At 34.8% G+C, this 18,758-nt stretch carries 14 protein-coding genes; 3 read left to right on the forward strand and 11 right to left on the reverse strand.

Annotation, left to right across the window (positions count from 1 at the left end):
• Positions 1–52: 52 nt before the first annotated feature.
• The 7 genes from EKM03_RS09965 to EKM03_RS09995 form a co-directional block, all read right to left on the reverse strand.
• Positions 53–412: a cupin domain-containing protein gene (locus EKM03_RS09965; protein ID WP_126459837.1), complete on the reverse strand. Its 360-nt coding sequence runs from the start codon at positions 410–412 to the stop codon at positions 53–55.
• A gap of 36 nt (positions 413–448) precedes the next feature.
• Positions 449–3,280, reverse strand: coding sequence for an excinuclease ABC subunit UvrA (uvrA, locus tag EKM03_RS09970; RefSeq protein WP_126740316.1), 2,832 nt, complete (start codon positions 3,278–3,280; stop codon positions 449–451).
• Between the two features lie 101 nt (positions 3,281–3,381).
• On the reverse strand, positions 3,382–5,166 hold the full coding sequence (locus tag EKM03_RS09975) for a chloride channel protein (protein ID WP_126568549.1): 1,785 nt from the start codon (positions 5,164–5,166) through the stop codon (positions 3,382–3,384).
• 212 nt (positions 5,167–5,378) lie between these two features.
• A complete protein-coding gene (gene ggt, locus EKM03_RS09980; RefSeq protein ID WP_126740318.1) occupies positions 5,379–7,064 on the reverse strand; it encodes a gamma-glutamyltransferase in 1,686 nt (561 codons plus the stop codon).
• 14 nt (positions 7,065–7,078) lie between these two features.
• A complete protein-coding gene (gene ggt / locus EKM03_RS09985; protein ID WP_126555779.1) occupies positions 7,079–8,764 on the reverse strand; it encodes a gamma-glutamyltransferase in 1,686 nt (561 codons plus the stop codon).
• 145 nt (positions 8,765–8,909) lie between these two features.
• Positions 8,910–9,323, reverse strand: coding sequence for a GxxExxY protein (locus EKM03_RS09990; protein ID WP_126454889.1), 414 nt, complete (start codon positions 9,321–9,323; stop codon positions 8,910–8,912).
• Between the two features lie 276 nt (positions 9,324–9,599).
• Entirely contained in the window at positions 9,600–10,181 is a 582-nt protein-coding gene (locus tag EKM03_RS09995; protein ID WP_126459824.1) for an ACP phosphodiesterase, read from the reverse strand.
• 120 nt (positions 10,182–10,301) lie between these two features.
• Between EKM03_RS09995 and glmM the strand changes: the two genes are divergently transcribed.
• Positions 10,302–11,693, forward strand: a complete 1,392-nt coding sequence (gene glmM / locus EKM03_RS10000) for a phosphoglucosamine mutase (RefSeq protein WP_126459821.1) — start codon at positions 10,302–10,304, stop codon at positions 11,691–11,693.
• 193 nt (positions 11,694–11,886) lie between these two features.
• On the opposite strand, the gene EKM03_RS10005 is transcribed toward glmM, so the two are convergent.
• The 4 genes from EKM03_RS10005 to EKM03_RS10020 form a co-directional block, all read right to left on the reverse strand.
• Positions 11,887–12,456, reverse strand: coding sequence for a PepSY-associated TM helix domain-containing protein (locus EKM03_RS10005; protein WP_126459818.1), 570 nt, complete (start codon positions 12,454–12,456; stop codon positions 11,887–11,889).
• A 100-nt stretch (positions 12,457–12,556) separates the two neighbouring features.
• Positions 12,557–15,091, reverse strand: a complete 2,535-nt coding sequence (locus EKM03_RS10010) for a TonB-dependent receptor (RefSeq protein WP_126459815.1) — start codon at positions 15,089–15,091, stop codon at positions 12,557–12,559.
• Positions 15,078–15,992: a FecR family protein gene (locus EKM03_RS10015; protein ID WP_126740320.1), complete on the reverse strand. Its 915-nt coding sequence runs from the start codon at positions 15,990–15,992 to the stop codon at positions 15,078–15,080. The genes EKM03_RS10010 and EKM03_RS10015 overlap by 14 nt, the downstream gene beginning before the upstream one ends.
• A gap of 62 nt (positions 15,993–16,054) precedes the next feature.
• The gene (locus tag EKM03_RS10020) at positions 16,055–16,570 is read right to left on the reverse strand and encodes an RNA polymerase sigma factor (RefSeq protein ID WP_126454901.1); all 516 of its coding nucleotides are present in this window, start codon (positions 16,568–16,570) and stop codon (positions 16,055–16,057) included.
• A gap of 260 nt (positions 16,571–16,830) precedes the next feature.
• On the opposite strand from EKM03_RS10020, the gene EKM03_RS10025 reads away from it, so the two are divergent.
• Positions 16,831–17,874: a hypothetical protein gene (locus EKM03_RS10025; RefSeq protein ID WP_126454903.1), complete on the forward strand. Its 1,044-nt coding sequence runs from the start codon at positions 16,831–16,833 to the stop codon at positions 17,872–17,874.
• A gap of 103 nt (positions 17,875–17,977) precedes the next feature.
• Complete coding sequence (locus EKM03_RS10030; RefSeq protein ID WP_126740322.1) at positions 17,978–18,751, forward strand: membrane metalloprotease; 774 nt, start codon at positions 17,978–17,980, stop codon at positions 18,749–18,751.
• The last annotated feature ends 7 nt before the right edge of the window (positions 18,752–18,758 follow it).

The following is an 18,758-nucleotide window of genomic DNA, read 5'->3' on the forward strand; positions in this document are numbered from 1 at the left end:
GTTTTAAAGAAAAACAATAAAGGATTTTCATTGCTATCAGGGCTAAGCAAATTTAATACGTTTGCTCTTCAATGGATTTTGTTATTTTAGATATAACTTTACCAGTATGTTCAGTAGTTTTTGATTCTATCAGCATTATTAAACAGTCGTCAGTTGACGAAACTCTGTGGTTTATACCTTTTTTTACCACAAATAAATCTCCTTTTTTCATAGTGAATTTAGGTTCGTTTTCAATTTCCATTAAAAGTTCTCCTTCTACAATGTAAAATAATTCATCTTCATTTTCATGATTATGCCATGGTAAATCTTGGCCTTTGATTTTTGCCACTTTAATAAATTGATCATTAACTTCACCAATTATTTTAGGTGAAAAATAGTTTTCGACACTACTGAACGCTTCTTTTAAATTCATAATTTCCAAAAATTATTTTTTTATTTTTTATGTATACTAAAGTAATTCTTTTTTCAAGAATTGCGCTGTATAGCTTTTCTTATTTTTAATAATTTCTTCCGGAGTTCCTTTGGCAATGAGTTGTCCGCCGCCTTTTCCGCCTTCAGGGCCAATGTCGATGATGTAATCCGCAAGTTTAATCACGTCCATATTGTGTTCGATAATCAAAATCGTATTTCCTTTGTCAACCAGTTTATTGATCACTTCCATCAACACTCGAATGTCTTCAAAATGCAAACCAGTTGTGGGTTCATCCAGAATATAAAACGTGTTCCCAGTATCTTTTTTAGATAATTCTCCCGCCAGCTTAATGCGCTGTGCCTCCCCGCCGGAGAGTGTAGTGCTTTGTTGTCCAAGGGTAATATATCCTAATCCAACATCCTGAATGGTTTTTACTTTTCTATAAATCTTCGGAATCATTTCAAAGAACGGAACCGCTTCATCTACTGTCATATTCAACACATCCGAAATGGATTTTCCTTTGTATCGAATCTCCAAAGTTTCTCTGTTAAAACGCTTTCCTTGGCAGGTTTCACATTCTACATATACATCAGGTAAAAAATTCATTTCAATCGTTCGCACTCCAGAACCTTGGCAGGTTTCACAACGTCCGCCTTTGACATTAAAACTAAAACGTCCGGCTTTATATCCCCGAATCAGACTTTCAGAAGTCATCGTAAACAGATTTCTGATTTCGGTAAAAACTTCGGTATAAGTTGCAGGATTAGAGCGTGGCGTTCTGCCAATCGGACTTTGGTCAATATCAATCACTTTATCAATATGTTCCAGTCCTTCAATTTTTTTATACGGTTTTGGTTTTTTGACACCATTAAAATAATACGCGTTCAAAATAGGGTAGAGCGTTTCATTAATTAACGTAGATTTACCACTTCCGGAAACTCCAGTCACGCAAATCATTTTGCCCAAAGGCAATTCTATCGAAACATTTTTCAAGTTATTTCCGGTTGCTCCGGTCAGTTTTAGGAATTTCCCATTTCCCTCCCGACGTTTTGCTGGAACCTCAATTTTCATCTTCCCATTGAGATATTGTGCCGTAATGGTATTTGAGGCCATTGTTTCTGCAGGAGTTCCAATGCTAATGATTTGTCCTCCGTATTTTCCTGCTTTTGGTCCAATATCAATTACATAATCTGCACGTTCAATCATATCTTTATCGTGTTCTACCACAATTACAGAGTTTCCAATATCGCGTAATTGTTCCAGGGAATGAATCAATTTGTCATTATCTCTTTGGTGTAAACCAATACTTGGCTCATCCAAGATATATAAAACACCTACAAGTTGCGAACCAATTTGAGTCGCTAATCGAATGCGTTGTGCTTCACCACCCGAAAGTGATTTAGAGCTTCGGCTTAAAGCCAAATAATCCAAGCCTACATTCATTAAGAAGTTCAGTCGATCCTTAATCTCTTTGATGACTTCGGTAGCGATGCGTTTTTGTTTGTCGGATAAATGATTTTCTAAGTCATTAAACCAAACCGTTAGATCCGAAATATCCATATCGCACAATTCGGTACTATTCTTTTCATTGATTTTAAAGAACATCGCTTCTTTTTTCAAACGGGAACCGTCACAAACCGGACATTTTATTTCGTCCATAAATTCCTTTGCCCAGCGCTTGATTGATGTAGAGCCGCTTTCATCATGTTGGTTTTTTATGAAATGTGAAATCCCTTCAAAATCAATTTTGTATTCTCGGGCAACGCCTAAATCTTTTGAGTTGATGGTGAATTTTTCTTTGCCGCCATTCAAAATCATTTCCATCGCTTCCTGCGGAATGGTTTCTATGGCATCCGTCAATTTGAAACTATATTTTTCGCCTATGATTTCAAGTTGCTTAAAAATCCACGAAGATTTATATTCTCCCAAAGGCGAAAAACCGCCATTTTTTATGGATAATTTTGGATTTGGAATAATCTTTTTTTGGTTAATTTCATTGACTGTTCCTAAGCCATTGCAATGATCACAAGCGCCTTTTGGGGAATTGAAAGAAAATAAATTGGGTTCGGGATTCTGATAGGAAATTCCAGTAGTAGGACACATCAAATTCCGGCTAAAAAATCGTACTTCATTGGAATCTTGATCCAAAACCATCAAGACGTTCTCCCCATGATGCATGGCTGTATTGATGCTTTCCGACAAACGTTTCTCGTTATCTGGGGTGGCTTCAATCACCATTCGATCCACAACAATTTCGATGTCGTGTGTTTTATAACGGTCTAATTTCATTCCCAAAGTAATATCCAATACATCGCCGTTTACGCGAACTTTAAGAAAACCTTGCTTGGCAATTTGTTGAAAAAGCTCCGCATAATGTCCTTTGCGAGACCGAATAACTGGCGCTAAAATATTGATTCGCTTTCCGGTAAAATCTTGAATAATCAAATCTTTGATTTGCTCATCAGAATAGGAAACCATTTTCTCGCCGGTGTTGTAACTGTATGCATCAGCTGCACGAGCATAAAGCAAACGTAGGAAATCATAAATTTCAGTGATAGTTCCCACGGTGGAACGCGGACTTTTACTGGTCGTTTTTTGTTCAATAGCAATTACAGGAGAAAGTCCGTCAATTTTATCCACATCGGGACGTTCCAAGCCACCAAGAAACTGGCGTGCATAAGCCGAAAAAGTTTCTACATAACGGCGTTGCCCTTCGGCATAAATAGTATCAAAAGCTAAGGAGGATTTTCCAGAACCTGAGAGACCGGTAATTACAACCAGTTTTTCCCGAGGAATAGAAACATCTATATTTTTTAAGTTGTGAACGCGAGCGCCTTGAACTTCGATGGTATTGTCTTTGTCTAACATAATTTTTCGCAGATTCCGAATTTTTCGGAAACAAAGTTACTATTTTGATTTATTCTTTCGATAGAACACTTTAGAAGTTTGTGTTAAAAGTAATTACGAAATTATTCTATCGTCATCGATTTTAGTTTAGTTCTGTAGGCCTCAAGCGCAATAGATTTAGAAATAAAACCATAATATTTGTCGTTTTTGAGTACTGGCAAAAAGGCTACTTTAGATTTTTCAAATTTATTCATGACGGTTTCCATACTGTCATCCGGAGTGACTGTTTCCAAAGGTTTTATCATAATATCTTTGACCAAAGTATATTTAACTCTATAGGTATTGAATATTATTTCCCGAATAGTATTAAAATGAACCATTCCTAGAAGTTGATTTTCTGGATCTACTACAGCAAAAATTACTTGATTAGAATGTGATATCAAATCTACTAATTTTTCTAAATTTTCATTTGGCGTGACCGTTAAAAAATCCGTTTGAATAATAGAATTTGTTTCTAATGTGGAAAGAACATTAGTGTCTTTATTGCTGGTAAATGCATGTCCTTTTTGAATAAGATTTTTTACATCCATAGAATGTTTTTCAAAACGCTTTGAAATAGCAAAACTGATAGAAGAAACAATCATAAGTGGAATCATTAAATTATAACCTCCTGTAATTTCAGCAATTAAGAAAATCGCAGTCAATGGCGCATGAAACAAGCCACTCAATATTCCGGCCATGCCAACCAAAGTGAAATTGCTGATAGGAAGTTTCGTTAATCCGGTTAAATTTAAAAATTTAGCAAAGAAAAAACCAACATAAGACCCCAGAAATAGGGAAGGTGCAAAATTACCTCCATTACCACCACTACTCAAGGTTATTCCTGTAGCAAAAACCTTCATCATCATGGTGCAACCTACAAACAATAAAAGCGCCCAACTATTATTTCTAAAACTACTGAATAAAGTGTTCTCCAATAATTTTCCGGGATCATTTTCGGATAATGTTTTGATACTTTCATATCCTTCTCCAAAAAGTGTTGGAAAAATAAAAATAAGAATGGCCAAAATAGAAGAACCAAATAAGGCTTTTTTATAAGGCGATAATTTAAGTCTGGCAAAAAAATGTTCTACCCTTTGAAAGTTACGGGAATAATAAACGGAAACAAACCCGGTAAACAAGCCTAAAAGTACGTAAAAAAAAAGGTTGTGATAATCAAAACTTTGCTGTTGCTTAAAGGACAGTAAGATGGCTTCGTCCAAGGCAATAACGGATACTAATGCGCCTGTTGCCGCTGCAATCATAATGGGTGTAAATGCCGCAATACTCACATCAACTAATAACACTTCAATAGCAAATAATACACCCGCAATTGGCGCATTAAAAGCAGCGGCAATACCTGCGGCAACACCACAACCGATTAGAAGCGTTCGGTCTTTATAACTCAGTTTATATTTTTGGGCATAATTAGACCCAAAAGCAGCTCCTGTAATAACAATAGGGCTCTCCAGACCTGCAGACCCTCCTAATCCAACTGTTAGTGAGCTAGTAACAATTTGGGAATACATTTGTTTTTTTGGAATAATACTTGCTTTTTTGGCAACAGCATATAAAATTTGCGAAGTTCCTTTTTGTATGGTTCCTCCCAAAACTCTTTTGACTACAAAAACAGTAAGCAGAATACCAATTATAGGCAAGATACTATTAAGAAAACCTAATTTTAATATTCCACTGACATACGTGGCAAAAGAAAAAACCCAATGAGCAAAAGTTTTTAAAACGATCACGGCAAATGCAGAAGAGATACCAACTAAAACAGCAGATAAAAATATAAACTGTTTTGGAGTCAATAAAGACTGTGCTATGGCAATTATTACTTCTAATTTGGTGATCAACTTTTTGAACATTATATTTTTTTTAAAGGGGATGCAAAACTACTATTATTTTAATCCTAACAAATGTTTTTTAAAGCTTCTTTTGTGCTTAAGGGGTTTAAATTACAATTTGCGACAAACTGCTGCACAGCTTTTGGATCTATTTTGTGTAAAAGCGTTTTCTAAGGCGTGTGTAAATTTCATAAAAAAGTAAATTTGTCATCATTCCGAGCACAATCGACGGACTAAAATCCAACCGCTGTATCGTCACCTCTAAAATCAGCACCACCCTCTAATTTTTTAGTTGGTAAAACCAAAATCGCATCTACTTTTCCTATTACAGGTGTTGTTTTTTCATTGATGATGTATCCTCGGGACTTTAAGGTTTCAAAAGTTTTAGCATCGAAAGTATTAGGCTCAAAAGTGATTAAATCCGGTAACCATTGATGATGAAAACGAGGTGCGTTTACTGCTTGTTGCATGCTGAAATTATACTCAGAAACATTTAAAATCGTTTGCAATACGGATGTAATAATTGTCGAGCCTCCGGGAGAACCCACAACCATGAATAATTTGCCGTTTCTCTCCACAATTGTTGGCGTCATGGAACTCAGCATTCGTTTTTGTGGCGCAATACTATTAGCTTCATTTCCTACCAATCCAAACATATTAGGCACACCTGGTTTGGCACTGAAATCATCCATTTCGTTGTTGAGGAAAAATCCCAATTCATCACAATAGTATTTAGACCCGTAACCGTCGTTTAATGTTGTTGTTGCCGAAACAGCATTCCCAAACTGATCTACAATAGAATAATGAGTAGTTTCTGTACTCTCATTATAATTTACTTTTCCTTCTTTTATATCCGATGATAAGGTGGCTTTTTCAAAACTAAAATTCGACATTCTTTGTTTCAAATATACATCTGCCATTAAGGCTTTTAAAGGAATTTTTACAAAATCAGGATCGCCCAGATAATAACTTCTGTCTGCGTAAGCCCTTCTTTCGGCTTCAACAATAACTTGAATGGCTTCGGTTGAGTTATGTCCCATTTTAGCCAGGTCGAAAGGCGCTATCATTTTGAATATTTCAGCGAGACATATTCCGCCACTGCTGGGTGGAGGCATCGAGATTATCTTTAAATCCTTGTAATCAAAAGTGAGTGGCGTCCTCCATTTGGCTTCGTATTGAGCCAGATCTTCTAAGGTGATGATAGCTCCTTTTTCTTGAAGGTATTTCACTAATATTTCAGCAGTTTTCCCTTTGTAAAATTCAGCTCTGCCATTTTTTGAAATCCTTTTCAACGTAGCTGCCAGCGCAGGATATTGTATTACATCATTTTCTTTGAAAGCAGTTGCAAATAACGTTTTGTTCCCATTTACTTTTATAATTCTATCTCGATAAGCAGCTAGTCGGTCTTCTTGTTTTTTGGTAACAATAACCCCTTTTTCGGCTAATGCAATTACAGGTTTCAGGATGTCTGCAATCGGTAATGAACCTAGTTTTTCATGAACTGCAAAAACACCGGCAATTGTTCCGGGAACTCCAATAGCCAGCGGAGACTCAGTACTTTTTCCTTTTATGACATTTCCTTTTTCGTCCAGAAACATGTTTTTCGTGGCTGCTATCGGCGCTTTTTCACGGTAATCTAACGAACCAATTTCACCGTTCGCTTTTCGGTACACCATAAAACCGCCACCGCCAAGATTTCCTGCAAAAGGGTAGGCTACTGCCAAAGCCAATTCGGTTGCCACCATCGCATCAAAAGCATTACCCCCTTTTCGCATGATTTCAACTCCAATTTTGGACGCTTCTACCCGTGCCGAAACGACCATTGCTTTATCAGCAACCAATCCTGTGGGCTGAACCATTATATTTTGGGTTTTACACCCAATAGAAAGCATACATAGTAGAATACTAATTTTTTTCATTTGAATGTATAAATTTAAAAACCAACGGCTTTATTATCACCTCTTTTGTCTGCGCCACCTTCTAATTTTCCATTTGGCAAAACCAAAATTGCATCAACTTCACCAATGATTTCTTTGTTTTTTTCATTGATTAAATAGCTTTTTTTCTTCAGATTATTCAATAATTCTGTATCGAATGAATTGGGTTCAAAAGTAATTTCATCGGGTAACCATTGATGGTGAAAACGTGGGGCGTTTACCGCTTCTTGCATGCTCATATCAAATTCATACACATTTAATATCGTTTGTAACACCGATGTGATAATGGTGGATCCTCCCGGCGTACCTACAACCATAAAAAGCGTACCGTTTTTTTCGACAATCGTGGGTGTCATGGAACTTAACATTCTTTTTCCGGGAGCAATACTGTTGGCTTCACTTCCAGTGAGTCCGTATAAGTTGGGAACACCCGGTTTGGCACTGAAATCATCCATTTGATTATTCAAAAAGAAACCCAATTCGTCACAATATATTTTAGAACCATAGTTATCATTTAAAGTAGTTGTTGCTGAAACTGCATTCCCAGCGGCATCAACAATAGAGTAATGTGTGGTTTGGTTGCTTTCATATCCCTTGATTGCTCCGTGGGCAATATCCGAAGATTTAGAAGCTTTATCAAATGAAAAATCAGCCATTCTTTTTTCTAAATAGGATGGACTTACTAATTCTTTTACCGGAAGTTTTACAAAATCAGGATCACCCAAGAAATAATTCCTGTCCGCATAGGCTCTTCGTTCTGCTTCAGTAATGACTTGAATCGTTTTTAGGCTGTTGTGTCCCATTTGCGAGAGGTTGAAGGGCTCAATCATTTTCATGATTTGATTCAAACAAATTCCACCACTGCTGGGAGGCGACATCGAGGTGATTTTTAAATTTTTATATTGAAAAGTAATTGGAGTTCGCCACTTGGCTTTATAACTATTAAAATCTTCAATGGTGGTATTTCCACCTTTTTCAGCAAGAAAAGCAACTAACTTTTGAGCAGTTTCTCCTTTGTAAAATTCATCTCGTCCGTTTTTAGCAATTCGTTTTAATGTTGCTGCCAAAGCGATGTATTTTATAGTATCATTTTCTTTATATACTTTAGAAAACAAACTGTTCTTACCATTACTTTTTATAAAGGAGGCTCTGTGATACGCTAAACTTTCGGCTTGAAATTTAGTGACAATAACACCTCTTTCTGCCAAAGCAATTACAGGTTTGAGAATTTCACTGATGGGTAAAGAGCCATATTTTTTGTGTACTTCAAATATTCCTGCAATGGTACCCGGAATTCCAGATGCCAAAGCAGTCGCAGTACTTTTTCCTTCAATTACATTTCCTTTTTTGTCTAGAAACATATCTTTAGATGCTGCCAAAGGTGCTTTTTCTCTGTAATCGATAGCGCCTGTTTCACCATTGGCTTTTCTGAAAACCATGAAACCGCCACCACCAATATTTCCCGCCTGAGGATGTGAAACCGCCAAAGCCAGTTCCATGGCAACCATAGCATCAAAAGCATTACCGCCTTTTTTCATGATTTCAACTCCAATTTGCGACGCTTCTTCACGAGCGGAAACGACCATCGCTTTAGAAGTCACTAAACCTGTTGGTTCGACTGTTTTTTCATTTGATTTGCAACCTAAAACGGCAAAGGCAAGTAGGAATAGTATTTTTTTCATTGTATAATATATTTTGGTTTTAGGTGTATTGTTTTGGTTGTTTTATATTGTAATACTTTAAATGGTTTGACCACATAGAGACATAGAATTTTAGTTTGTGTGTAAAAAAACTTCGCTTAAAAATAGATTTCATAGACGGATTTAGTTACTCTGTTGGTAAAATTTTATAAAATTCATTAACGAAAGTCTTTTGCCCCTCTTTGAAAATATTATAACAATTAAAATTTATCAAAACACCTTTTGGTGATTTTAATAATTTCATATGATTCAAAAGTTTTGCTTCAAAAGCAGGATGTATTTCTGAGACGGCTTTAAACTCAATAACAATTAAGTTTTCAACTAGCAAATCACATCTAAAATCAGATTCCATGATTTTGCCTTTGTAAATGACAGGTATTTTAAGCTCTGAAATAAAATTAATATTCCGCACCCGTAATTCCTCTTTCATACATTGGTGATAGACGCTTTCTAATAAACCTCTACCCATGATTTTATGAACTTCTATTGCTGCCCCAATAATTTGAAAGCTTAATTCATTTAGATATTTTTGTGTAATCATCCTTTTAGTCCTTTCGAATTATTAATCTTCTTAAAGCGTTGTTGATTTAAATATAATATTGTCTTTGTAATACTACTAAGTAAGTCGAAAGTTTAAAAGTCGTAAAGTCAAAAGAATTAACTTTAAGTAAAATAACTTTAAATTAGATTGTTACATGATTTTATCCTGATTTTAAAATACGACATTATACCATGGTTATTACTTATGTTTGAAAATTATTTTCTAATCTGTCTCTACAAAAAACAAACTTATGTTTCTATGTGGTAAAAAAAATCATTAATCAATTCTTTTTTGTTTTGCAAAAGCGTTCAATTCTTCAAAGAATTCCGTGAACTCCTTTTCAAATTCCGAATAAAATTCTGAAAGCTCATTGGTAGCAAACCGCATTTTAGATTCATTTTTGGTGCGATGGTCCATTTGAGTCAAAATATGCTCAATTCCTTCAACCGTTTGATAACTCACCAGCCAATTTTCTTTCATCATGGTAGGCATTAGTCCTTTGGTTCGTTCTGACAACATCTCATAATTATAATACAAGGATTGGTAAAATCGTATCACAAAGTCCTCTAGTTTTTCATCGGAATACTTCGTCCAGTTTTTAGCCAAAAAATGGTCGTAAAAAACATCAACAATTACACCTGCATAATGATGATAATGCTCATGCAGGCGTTTGGTACTTTTTCTAAAAACAAGATGTGCATCAGTAAAAGTGTCAATGGCACGATGCAGAACAATTCCTTTTTGAATTTCTAAAGGAAAGCTTTCAAAATGTTTTCCCCGAATTCCATCGGCCATGAAATTGCCAATTTTGATTAAATCATTATCACCGGAAAGATAGATGTGTGCTAGAAAATTCATTCGCCTAATTTAGGAATTTAAATGGTTAATTTTGAATTCTAAATGACTTTTATAAAGCGTCAATTATTATATTTGTGAGCAATTTAAAATTTATAATTCAAAATTTAAAATAATTAATCAATGACTTTAATAAAATCAATATCGGGAATACGTGGGACAATAGGAGGTAAAGTAGGAGATAACCTGACACCTGTTGATGCGGTTAAATTTGCCGCGGCGTACGGAACTTGGTTAAAAAAATATATAGGGAAGGAAAAAATCACTGTTGTTGTAGGTCGTGACGCCCGTATTTCGGGACCAATGATTCACAATTTGGTGGTAAATACTTTAATTGGTTTAGGAATTGACGTGATTGATTTAGGTCTATCAACAACGCCAACGGTTGAAGTTGCTGTTCCGTTAGAAAAAGCTGAAGGTGGCATTATCCTTACCGCTTCTCACAATCCAAAACAATGGAATGCCTTGAAATTATTGAATGAAAAAGGAGAATTCCTGAATGGAGAAGAAGGCTTGAAAATTCTTGAAATTGCTGAAGCGGAAGCTTTCGATTTCTCAGATGTGGATAATTTGGGAGAAATTATGATTAACGACGCCTACATGGATATTCATATTGATGAAGTGTTGAATTTACCTTTGGTAGATGTTGATGCAGTAAAAGCAGCTAAATTTAAAGTGGTTGTGGATGGTGTAAATTCTTCTGGAGGAATTATTATTCCAAGATTATTGGAATTAATGGGCGTTGAAGTAGTCGAATTATACTGTGAACCAAATGGTCATTTTCCTCATAATCCCGAACCGTTGAAAGAGCATTTGACTGATATATCAGAATTGGTTGTCAAAGAAAAAGCAGATTTAGGAATCGTGGTAGATCCTGATGTGGATCGTTTGGCTTTCATTTGTGAAGACGGAGAGATGTTTGGTGAAGAATATACTTTGGTGGCTTGCGCCGATTATGTATTGAGTAAAACACCAGGGAATACGGTTTCGAATATGTCGTCTTCCCGTGCGTTGCGTGATGTAACTAATTTGCATAACGGAAGCTATGAAGCCAGTGCGGTGGGTGAGGTAAATGTAGTCGAGTTGATGAAAAAGAATAATGCTGTAATAGGTGGTGAAGGAAATGGCGGAATCATTTATCCGGAACTGCATTACGGTCGTGATAGTTTAGTGGGAGTAGCGCTGTTTTTAACGCATTTGGCTAACAAAAAAATGACAGTTTCGGCTTTGCGTGCTTCGTATCCGGAATATTATATGAGCAAAAACAAAATCGAATTGACGCCACAAATTGATGTAGATGCGATTCTTGTTGCCATGACGGAAAAATACAAAAACGAAGATAGTACAACCATTGACGGTGTAAAAATTGACTTTGCTGAAAATTGGGTTCACCTAAGAAAATCGAATACGGAGCCTATAATTCGTATTTATACCGAAGCTGCTTCACAAGAGAAAGCAGATGCTTTGGCACTTCGAATTATTGATGAAATAAAAGCAGTGGCTGGAATATCTTAGAAATCTAAAATAAATACTGACAAATAGCCTGTTTGAATTATTAAACAGGCTTTTTCAATCCGTTCTTGGAACTAAATTAAAGCGTAAACTTTTATTTTAGTCTTCTTTGCAGATGACATTGCAGAGGAATGATTATGATTATTTATGCAATAATAGAGAAAATAATGAAGTGTTATTTACTTGAATTACCACTTTATGATTTTCGTTTCATTCTCTTAGGCCCATACCAGAGCCAAAATCCTGTAATTGTAAACAGTAAAAGTGCAAATCCCATGGCGGTTGTGTAAAATAATTTGAAGAAACCACTACCCGTTTTGAAGTAATCGTCAACAATTGATCCATCGTGTATTTTTTCAATAATATCAGATCTTCGTCTTTCAATATGCAATAATTTCCCTGTTGCTCCGTCTAGTTGAATTCCCCAATAATTCTCAGCAAAAATAAATTTCACCATTCCTTTATCTTTTTTTATTTCAATGCGCTCTAGTTCTAAAGTACTATCTGCTGAAATTGAATCATGTACAATTTTGCAAGCATTTTTATGCAAACTATCAATAGGAAGCCAGTCTTTAAATTGCACCGAAGTACCTTGATAAGATTTTGATTGCAGTAGTCCGCCACTATTTTTTTTCCAACCTAATAATAGTCCTGTCACGGAAACAATAAAGAAAAATAGGAATAAAAAAGCGCCAGTTGTTCTGTGTAATTTTCTAAAAATCCGGAGTAATTTAGCTTGTTGTTTTCTTGAATTATTTTCGGTCATTTTAATGCACTGTTTTTTATGGTAATTTCGATTAAATTTTTCTATCAGCACATTATAAATAAAGCAATATAATCTACCTTAGGTGGTAATAAAATAATCCTTAAAAATTTACTCTGAAACTTATATTTGGCGTTAAGCCAAGTGACTTATTGTCTACTTGAATGGCATCATTAGTATCATTTGGATTGACTTTGTAATAGCGATTGATGACATTGTCCTGATTGGAAGCATTGATTACACCGGCTGTAAACGAAGCTTTAATTGATTCAGACAGGTTGAAATTATACTGTAAGGAAGCGTCTAAACGCATGAAATTATCTAAATTTTCATTGTTGGGGGAATCGTAGTTGACCATTGTGGCATTTCCGTCTTGTATGGTTTCATTTCCTGGAATGGGTTTTGTGTACGGTTGCCCGTTTCGCCATACTCCACCAACAGATACTTTTAGATTTTTGATTATATCATAATAAAACCCAATAGAAAAAGAATGTCTTATATCCGCATTATTAGGAAAAATAGAAGGCGTAAAAACAGCAAATTCATAATCATTGATGCTATAGGTGTAACTGAACCAAGCACTATATTTACGAGCTGTTTTATTGGCTAAAAACTCAATTCCTTTTGCTGTATAGCTGCCGTTGGCATTAATAAACTGAAAACTATTATAGAAACCCTGATTAGAAGCCGTTATACCCTTTACCAATTTATAAAATCCAGTAAGCTCAATATTTAATTTTTTTTGATTGAATTCGATTCCAAAAGAGCCTTGTTTACTTGTTGCAATTGGGATATCTTGATTGTTTACTAAAACCCAACGTCTTTTTTCAACACCAAGAAAATCATCTTCAAAATCAATTATTTGTGCAGTAGTTTGATTTTTAAATTCCCCTTCCAGTTTCAAAGCAAAATCAGTTGATAATTTTTGTCGGATATTTATTCTTGGTTCAATCAATATTTTATCAAATTTTTGAAAATAATTTATACGCATACCAACTCTTAAATAAGTGTTTGCATTGTTGTATTCCGCTTCCGAAAATAGGGAATGATTTAACAAAACATCTTTTTTAGTTCGTTTATATGACGGAGCACTAACGGTAGTTTCGTTTAACATTCCTGTTTCATTAAACTGGTACCCGGATAAAAGGCTTAGGTGCTTATTTACTTTATAATGGGTATTTAGTTTCACGCCAGTTTCCAGAACTTCATTGGTTTCTGTGAGTCGTTGGTCAGTTTCTACCCTATAATCAGTGGCGTCGATATTGTATTTTGAAAAATAAGTAATCAGGTTGGTACTCCATTTTGAGGTCCATTGTGCTTTCCAGTTTCCTCCGTAACCAATATTATTTTGAGAAAGGGTACTTGCTTTTGTTTCGGTATTGTTCGTAATAGCGTTGCTCTCAGAGTAGGCTAAAGCATTATTGATCCCAATAATATTGGCTCTAAACTGGTGTTTATCATTTAAATCAAAAAGTAATTTAGCGGTAAAATCGTAAAAGTAAAAATCAGAATTAGTATTCTTGTCCGAGCTATCGGCATTGATTTCGCTGTCCTGAAAACTTCTTTCAAAATAATTGTTATAAGTTGGTGTATTGAAAAGATCCGTAATAGAACGGCGTCCTGAGAGGTGAAGTTCCAGATCCTTAGCTAACGGAATGGCAAGAAAAGCATCGGCACTGATGAGATTGACACCGGCACCACCGGAAAATCTATTCGTCACTACGTCTTTGGTTTGCATGTTTATGGTGCTGGAAACTCCATCACTGTACTCCGCACTCGTTCCGTTTTTGCTGACAGTCACTTTTTCGGTAAGATTTGGATTATAGGCAGAAATCAATCCGAAGAAATGACCGGAATGGTACATTTTGATATTATCCCAAATGACCAGGTTCTGATCGTTAGTACCACCACGAACATTGATGTTTGCAATGCTTTCATTGGTACTTTCAATTCCGGGAAGTATTTGTATGGATTGTAAAATATCAGGTTCAATAAGTCCAGGAAGAATCCCGAATTTTTTTGTGTTTAAAACGGTACTACCGTCTAAAAACTTTTGCAAACCAGGGGTCAAATACACATTAATTAACACTTGGTTCAGCGTTTCGCTTTTTGCTGTAAGAGTAATTTCCAGACAATTAGTACCGGATAAAAACAGTTCTTTTGCAGGAATCTCTTTAATTTCATATCCTAAATACGAGAGCGTAATTGTTGAATTCAGAGGTATGTTTTGTAATTTAAAGATGCCGTTTTCAGTTGTAACGGTGCTTCTGGAAGTATTCTTTACCAGTACGGAAGCACCGGAAAGTGGCCTCTTATTCTCTTGGTCAAAGACAGTCCCGCAAACAGCTATCGTTTTATTGATAACCGAAACGGTAATGTACCGCTTGTCTAAAACTTTAAAATTCAGTACTGTTTTAGCATTAAGATAATCTATAACCTGAGGTAATGTGAGTGTAGTTTCAGGTTTTTCTATTGAAACAGCGACTACATCTTCTACAGCATACGAAAATTTAATATTAAATTGTTTCTCTATAGAAAGGATAAGAGCCGTTAGTGGAATTTTTTTTGGAGAATTTTGTCCGTAACACAAGCTTCCAAAACAAAGTAATAGCAAAATCAGCCCTTTATTTTTCATCATAATTATAAAATATAACGGTTTTGCCTTCCATTTTATAACTTAATTTAAGCGGAATTGTAATCGCCTGAAGGGCTATATTTTGATCTTTATGTGTAAAACTACCTGTAAATAATTTAGTTGTATCCAGATTTCGTGTTTTAATTTTTAGATCATATTGACGCTCCAGTTCTGCAATAACCTGATTAAGAGGAACACGGTCAAAACTAGATTCTTCTTGAATCCACGAAGGGTTTTTTGCATTTAAGTCTTGAACACCTTCTATGGCATCATTTATAATTCGGAATGTTTTGCCAGGAGGCAATTTAACGATTTGATTTTTGTAGGACACGCTAACTAAGCCTTCATAGCAATTTACTTCAAAATATTTGTTCCGTTTTTTTACATTAAATTGTGTTCCTAAGACAGTAATAATTCCGGCATCTGTTCGCACACTAAAAGTTTGTCCTTTTTTGACTTTAAAAAAGGCTTCTCCGTCTAAAGTTAAATCTCTTTGATCAGCCCATTTTTTGTCGTTAAAAGTTATTTTTGAATCAGAATTTAAGATTACTTCAGAATCATCAGGAAGGTTAAAGGTTTTTGTTTGTGCTATTTGGGTCTCAAATGTCTGAATGTTATTAAAAAACAAAAAATAAGACGACGTCAATAAAACCACTAAAACTGCAGCTACTTTAAACCCTGTTTTAAAATTTAGGGTTCTGACTTTTGTTTCCTTTTTAGACTGATTTCTAGCTGTAAATGCTGCAAAAGCTTCCTGAGCATCTACTTGTGGAGCTTCCATTTTAGAGGCATAATAAGCAATTTTATCAAGTGTTTGCAAGCTATCAGATTGTTTTAAATCCTCAATTTCTGTACTTGAAAGCGCATCGTCTAACCATTTTAATATTTCTTTTTCGTTTTTCATTTTAATATCGCTATGTTTATTAGACAACTAACTTTTAAATTACCCTACGGTAAAATGGTTATTTATAGGTTTTCTATCTGGGATTTTAAAAGTTGCAGTGCTGCCGACATTCTTTTTTCTACGGTTTTTTGAGAAATGTCGAGTATTTCAGCTATTTCTCGGTACTTTTTGCCATCGATTCGATTCATCAAAAACACTTCTCGTTGCGCTTCACTTAAGGATGCAATTGCTTTAGTAAGTTTTTGTTTGAACTCTTCTTCTTGAAATAAATATTCTGGATTTTGATTATTGGTGTCTAAATTTGGTGTTTCTTTCGCATACTGCAATACTACTTTGTGGTGTTTTATGGTATTCAGAAATAAATTTGATATCGTTGTAAATAAATAAGTCTTTACTTTACTGAAATCAATTTTGGCACAATTCTCCCAAATTTTAGTAAAAGCATCTTGAACTAAATCTAAAGCAGTATCAGTATTACCACATTTATAATAGGCAAAATTAGTTGCTGATTGTACTTGCTTTAAGTAAAAGTCTCTAAAGTGTTTTTCTTCGCAAAGTGTACTTTTTTGGTCGTCCATTTAAAAGGGATTCATTTATTGTAGATTGTAAATGTAATTTTTTTTTCAAAAAGCAGTCAGGTTAATTCGAATTGATTTTTACTTAAAAAAAATATAAAATCGTATAATGCTGTTGTATAGTTATTTATGAATTTTTTTGATAAAAATTTATATTTTTTTTTAAAAATAGAATAGGGTAAAACGGAATGTAGTTGTCTTACTAAAAGAAAGGTGTCAAAAACAGCGCCTCTACAAACAAAAATATATTAAATTTGAACGTTATGAAAAAATTAAAAACGATTACTGGAATAGCATTAATGACTCTATTCGGATTTGCATCTTGTCAAAGTGAAGTGGATAACGAGCAAGGACAAAATCCAAATACAAATGCGGCAAACTCAACTACAGCAAACAATCTGAAACGTACCTCTATGTATGACGGATCATCGGATGATTTTTTAGACGGCACCTCTTGTTCTTCTATTATCCTGCCAGCTTCAGCTAGAGTAAATGGAACGCAAGTTACTCTTTTTAGCCAAGTCAATTATCAACAAGTCATTTCTATCCTTGGACAGTATAATAATGATCAGGATTCTGTAGTATTACAATTTCCTTTAAAAGTTAAATTAAGTAATTATACAGAGGTTAATGTAAGTAACCAAACAGAGTATAATGCTATAATTAATGCTTGTTCCTCCGCACAATCATCTGGTCAGAATGCTATTTCGTCAGTAAATATTAGTTTTCCAATTACTATTTTGACCTATAATTTAAGTGTTCAACAAACGGGAAGCGTTGTTATCACATCCGAACAGCAATTATATACGTATATGACTAATATTAGTAGTACGGAATTGTTTTCAGTAAATTATCCAATGTCAGTTACAACCAGTGATGGTTCAAAAACTACAATTTCTAGTGATGCAGAATTGCAAGCTACTATTGTGGCGTCTCTTAAAACAGAAGCAACTAAAGACGAAGCAGCTCAAAATTCAAAAAAATTAGAAACCATTATGGTAAACGGCAAATTCAAAGTAGAATCATTTGTAAGTTCTGGAGTAAATTCAGCAACTAATTACAAAGATTTTACAATAGATTTTGCAAATGATTGGAGTGTAAAAGCGGTAAATAATTTAAATTCAACTGTAAATGGTACGTACGCTGTAAGCTCACAAATAGAAGTCTTTCTTAAATTAAATTTTACAAGTAACGCTTCTTTTAGCTTATTGAATAATGATTGGAAAGTAACTTCTTTTAATGCAACAACGATATCATTACAAAGTTCAACTAATGCAGCGGCGACATTAGTTTTGAAACAAATATAAATTAGACTTTTAAGTTGGGTTTAATTTTTTTAATTTCTCAAAAAACAGTTGTCTTTTTAGGCAGCTGTTTTTTAATAATAAACTTTAATATAAATAGATAATAATGAAAAAAGTACTTGTAATCCTGTGCGTAGGTTTTGCCTTATTGGTATCCTGTTCAAAAGAAAATGATGTAACAGAAGAAATTGAGACTGTTGATCCCATTACTAATAAACAGTCCACAGGTAGTTCTGCAAACGATTTATTATCAGATAAAAAGTTTAAAAGTATGGTTATTGAAGTGGTTTATGTTGCTGGTTTTCAGCCAACCAGTATAGCAATAAATAATTTTGTAGCTTTTCTGGAAGCACGAACACATAAGCCCAATGGGATTAATATTGTATTGAGATCGATCCCGTCACCAGGGACTTCTCCGTATACCAATGAGGAAATTGTAGCAATTGAAGAAACAAACCGAACAAAATACAATACCTCAAATGAAATTGCCGTTTGGGCCTTTTTTGCAGATGGAGAATCAGCTAGAAATACAAGCTCCGGAGTTGTTTTAGGAACGGCGTATAGAAATACTTCATTTGTTATTTATGAACAAACAATTCATGGGTTAAGCAACAGCCCTTTTAAACCCAACAGAAGCGTATTAGAAACAACTATCATCATCCACGAATTTGGACATATTTTTGGCTTAACAAACTTAGGAACGGCAATGCAAAGCAACCATGAAGATGGGGAACACCCAAAGCATTGTAATGTAAAAACGTGTTTAATGTTTTGGTCTGCAGAAACAGGCAGTGGTATTGGAGAGATGGTCTCTGGAGGTACAGCACCACAATTAGATGCACAATGTATTGCAGATCTTAGAGCGAACGGGGGAAAATAATAGAATA

Source organism: Flavobacterium sp. GSP6 (assembly GCF_003984855.1).
Lineage (GTDB): Bacteria > Bacteroidota > Bacteroidia > Flavobacteriales > Flavobacteriaceae > Flavobacterium.

Excerpts from the sequence above, each read along its gene's own strand:
- uvrA (WP_126740316.1), bottom strand. The coding sequence starts at position 3,280 with ATGTTAGACAAAGACAATACCATCGAAGTTCAAGGCGCTCGCGTTCAC.
- glmM (WP_126459821.1), top strand. The coding sequence starts at position 10,302 with ATGACTTTAATAAAATCAATATCGGGAATACGTGGGACAATAGGAGGT.
- ggt (WP_126555779.1), bottom strand. The coding sequence starts at position 8,764 with ATGAAAAAAATACTATTCCTACTTGCCTTTGCCGTTTTAGGTTGCAAA.
- EKM03_RS09965 (WP_126459837.1), bottom strand. The coding sequence starts at position 412 with ATGAATTTAAAAGAAGCGTTCAGTAGTGTCGAAAACTATTTTTCACCT.
- EKM03_RS10010 (WP_126459815.1), bottom strand. The coding sequence starts at position 15,091 with ATGATGAAAAATAAAGGGCTGATTTTGCTATTACTTTGTTTTGGAAGC.
- EKM03_RS10015 (WP_126740320.1), bottom strand. The coding sequence starts at position 15,992 with ATGAAAAACGAAAAAGAAATATTAAAATGGTTAGACGATGCGCTTTCA.
- EKM03_RS09995 (WP_126459824.1), bottom strand. The coding sequence starts at position 10,181 with ATGAATTTTCTAGCACACATCTATCTTTCCGGTGATAATGATTTAATC.
- EKM03_RS09990 (WP_126454889.1), bottom strand. The coding sequence starts at position 9,323 with ATGATTACACAAAAATATCTAAATGAATTAAGCTTTCAAATTATTGGG.
- ggt (WP_126740318.1), bottom strand. The coding sequence starts at position 7,064 with ATGAAAAAAATTAGTATTCTACTATGTATGCTTTCTATTGGGTGTAAA.
- EKM03_RS09975 (WP_126568549.1), bottom strand. The coding sequence starts at position 5,166 with ATGTTCAAAAAGTTGATCACCAAATTAGAAGTAATAATTGCCATAGCA.
- EKM03_RS10030 (WP_126740322.1), top strand. The coding sequence starts at position 17,978 with ATGAAAAAAGTACTTGTAATCCTGTGCGTAGGTTTTGCCTTATTGGTA.
- EKM03_RS10005 (WP_126459818.1), bottom strand. The coding sequence starts at position 12,456 with ATGACCGAAAATAATTCAAGAAAACAACAAGCTAAATTACTCCGGATT.
- EKM03_RS10020 (WP_126454901.1), bottom strand. The coding sequence starts at position 16,570 with ATGGACGACCAAAAAAGTACACTTTGCGAAGAAAAACACTTTAGAGAC.
- EKM03_RS10025 (WP_126454903.1), top strand. The coding sequence starts at position 16,831 with ATGAAAAAATTAAAAACGATTACTGGAATAGCATTAATGACTCTATTC.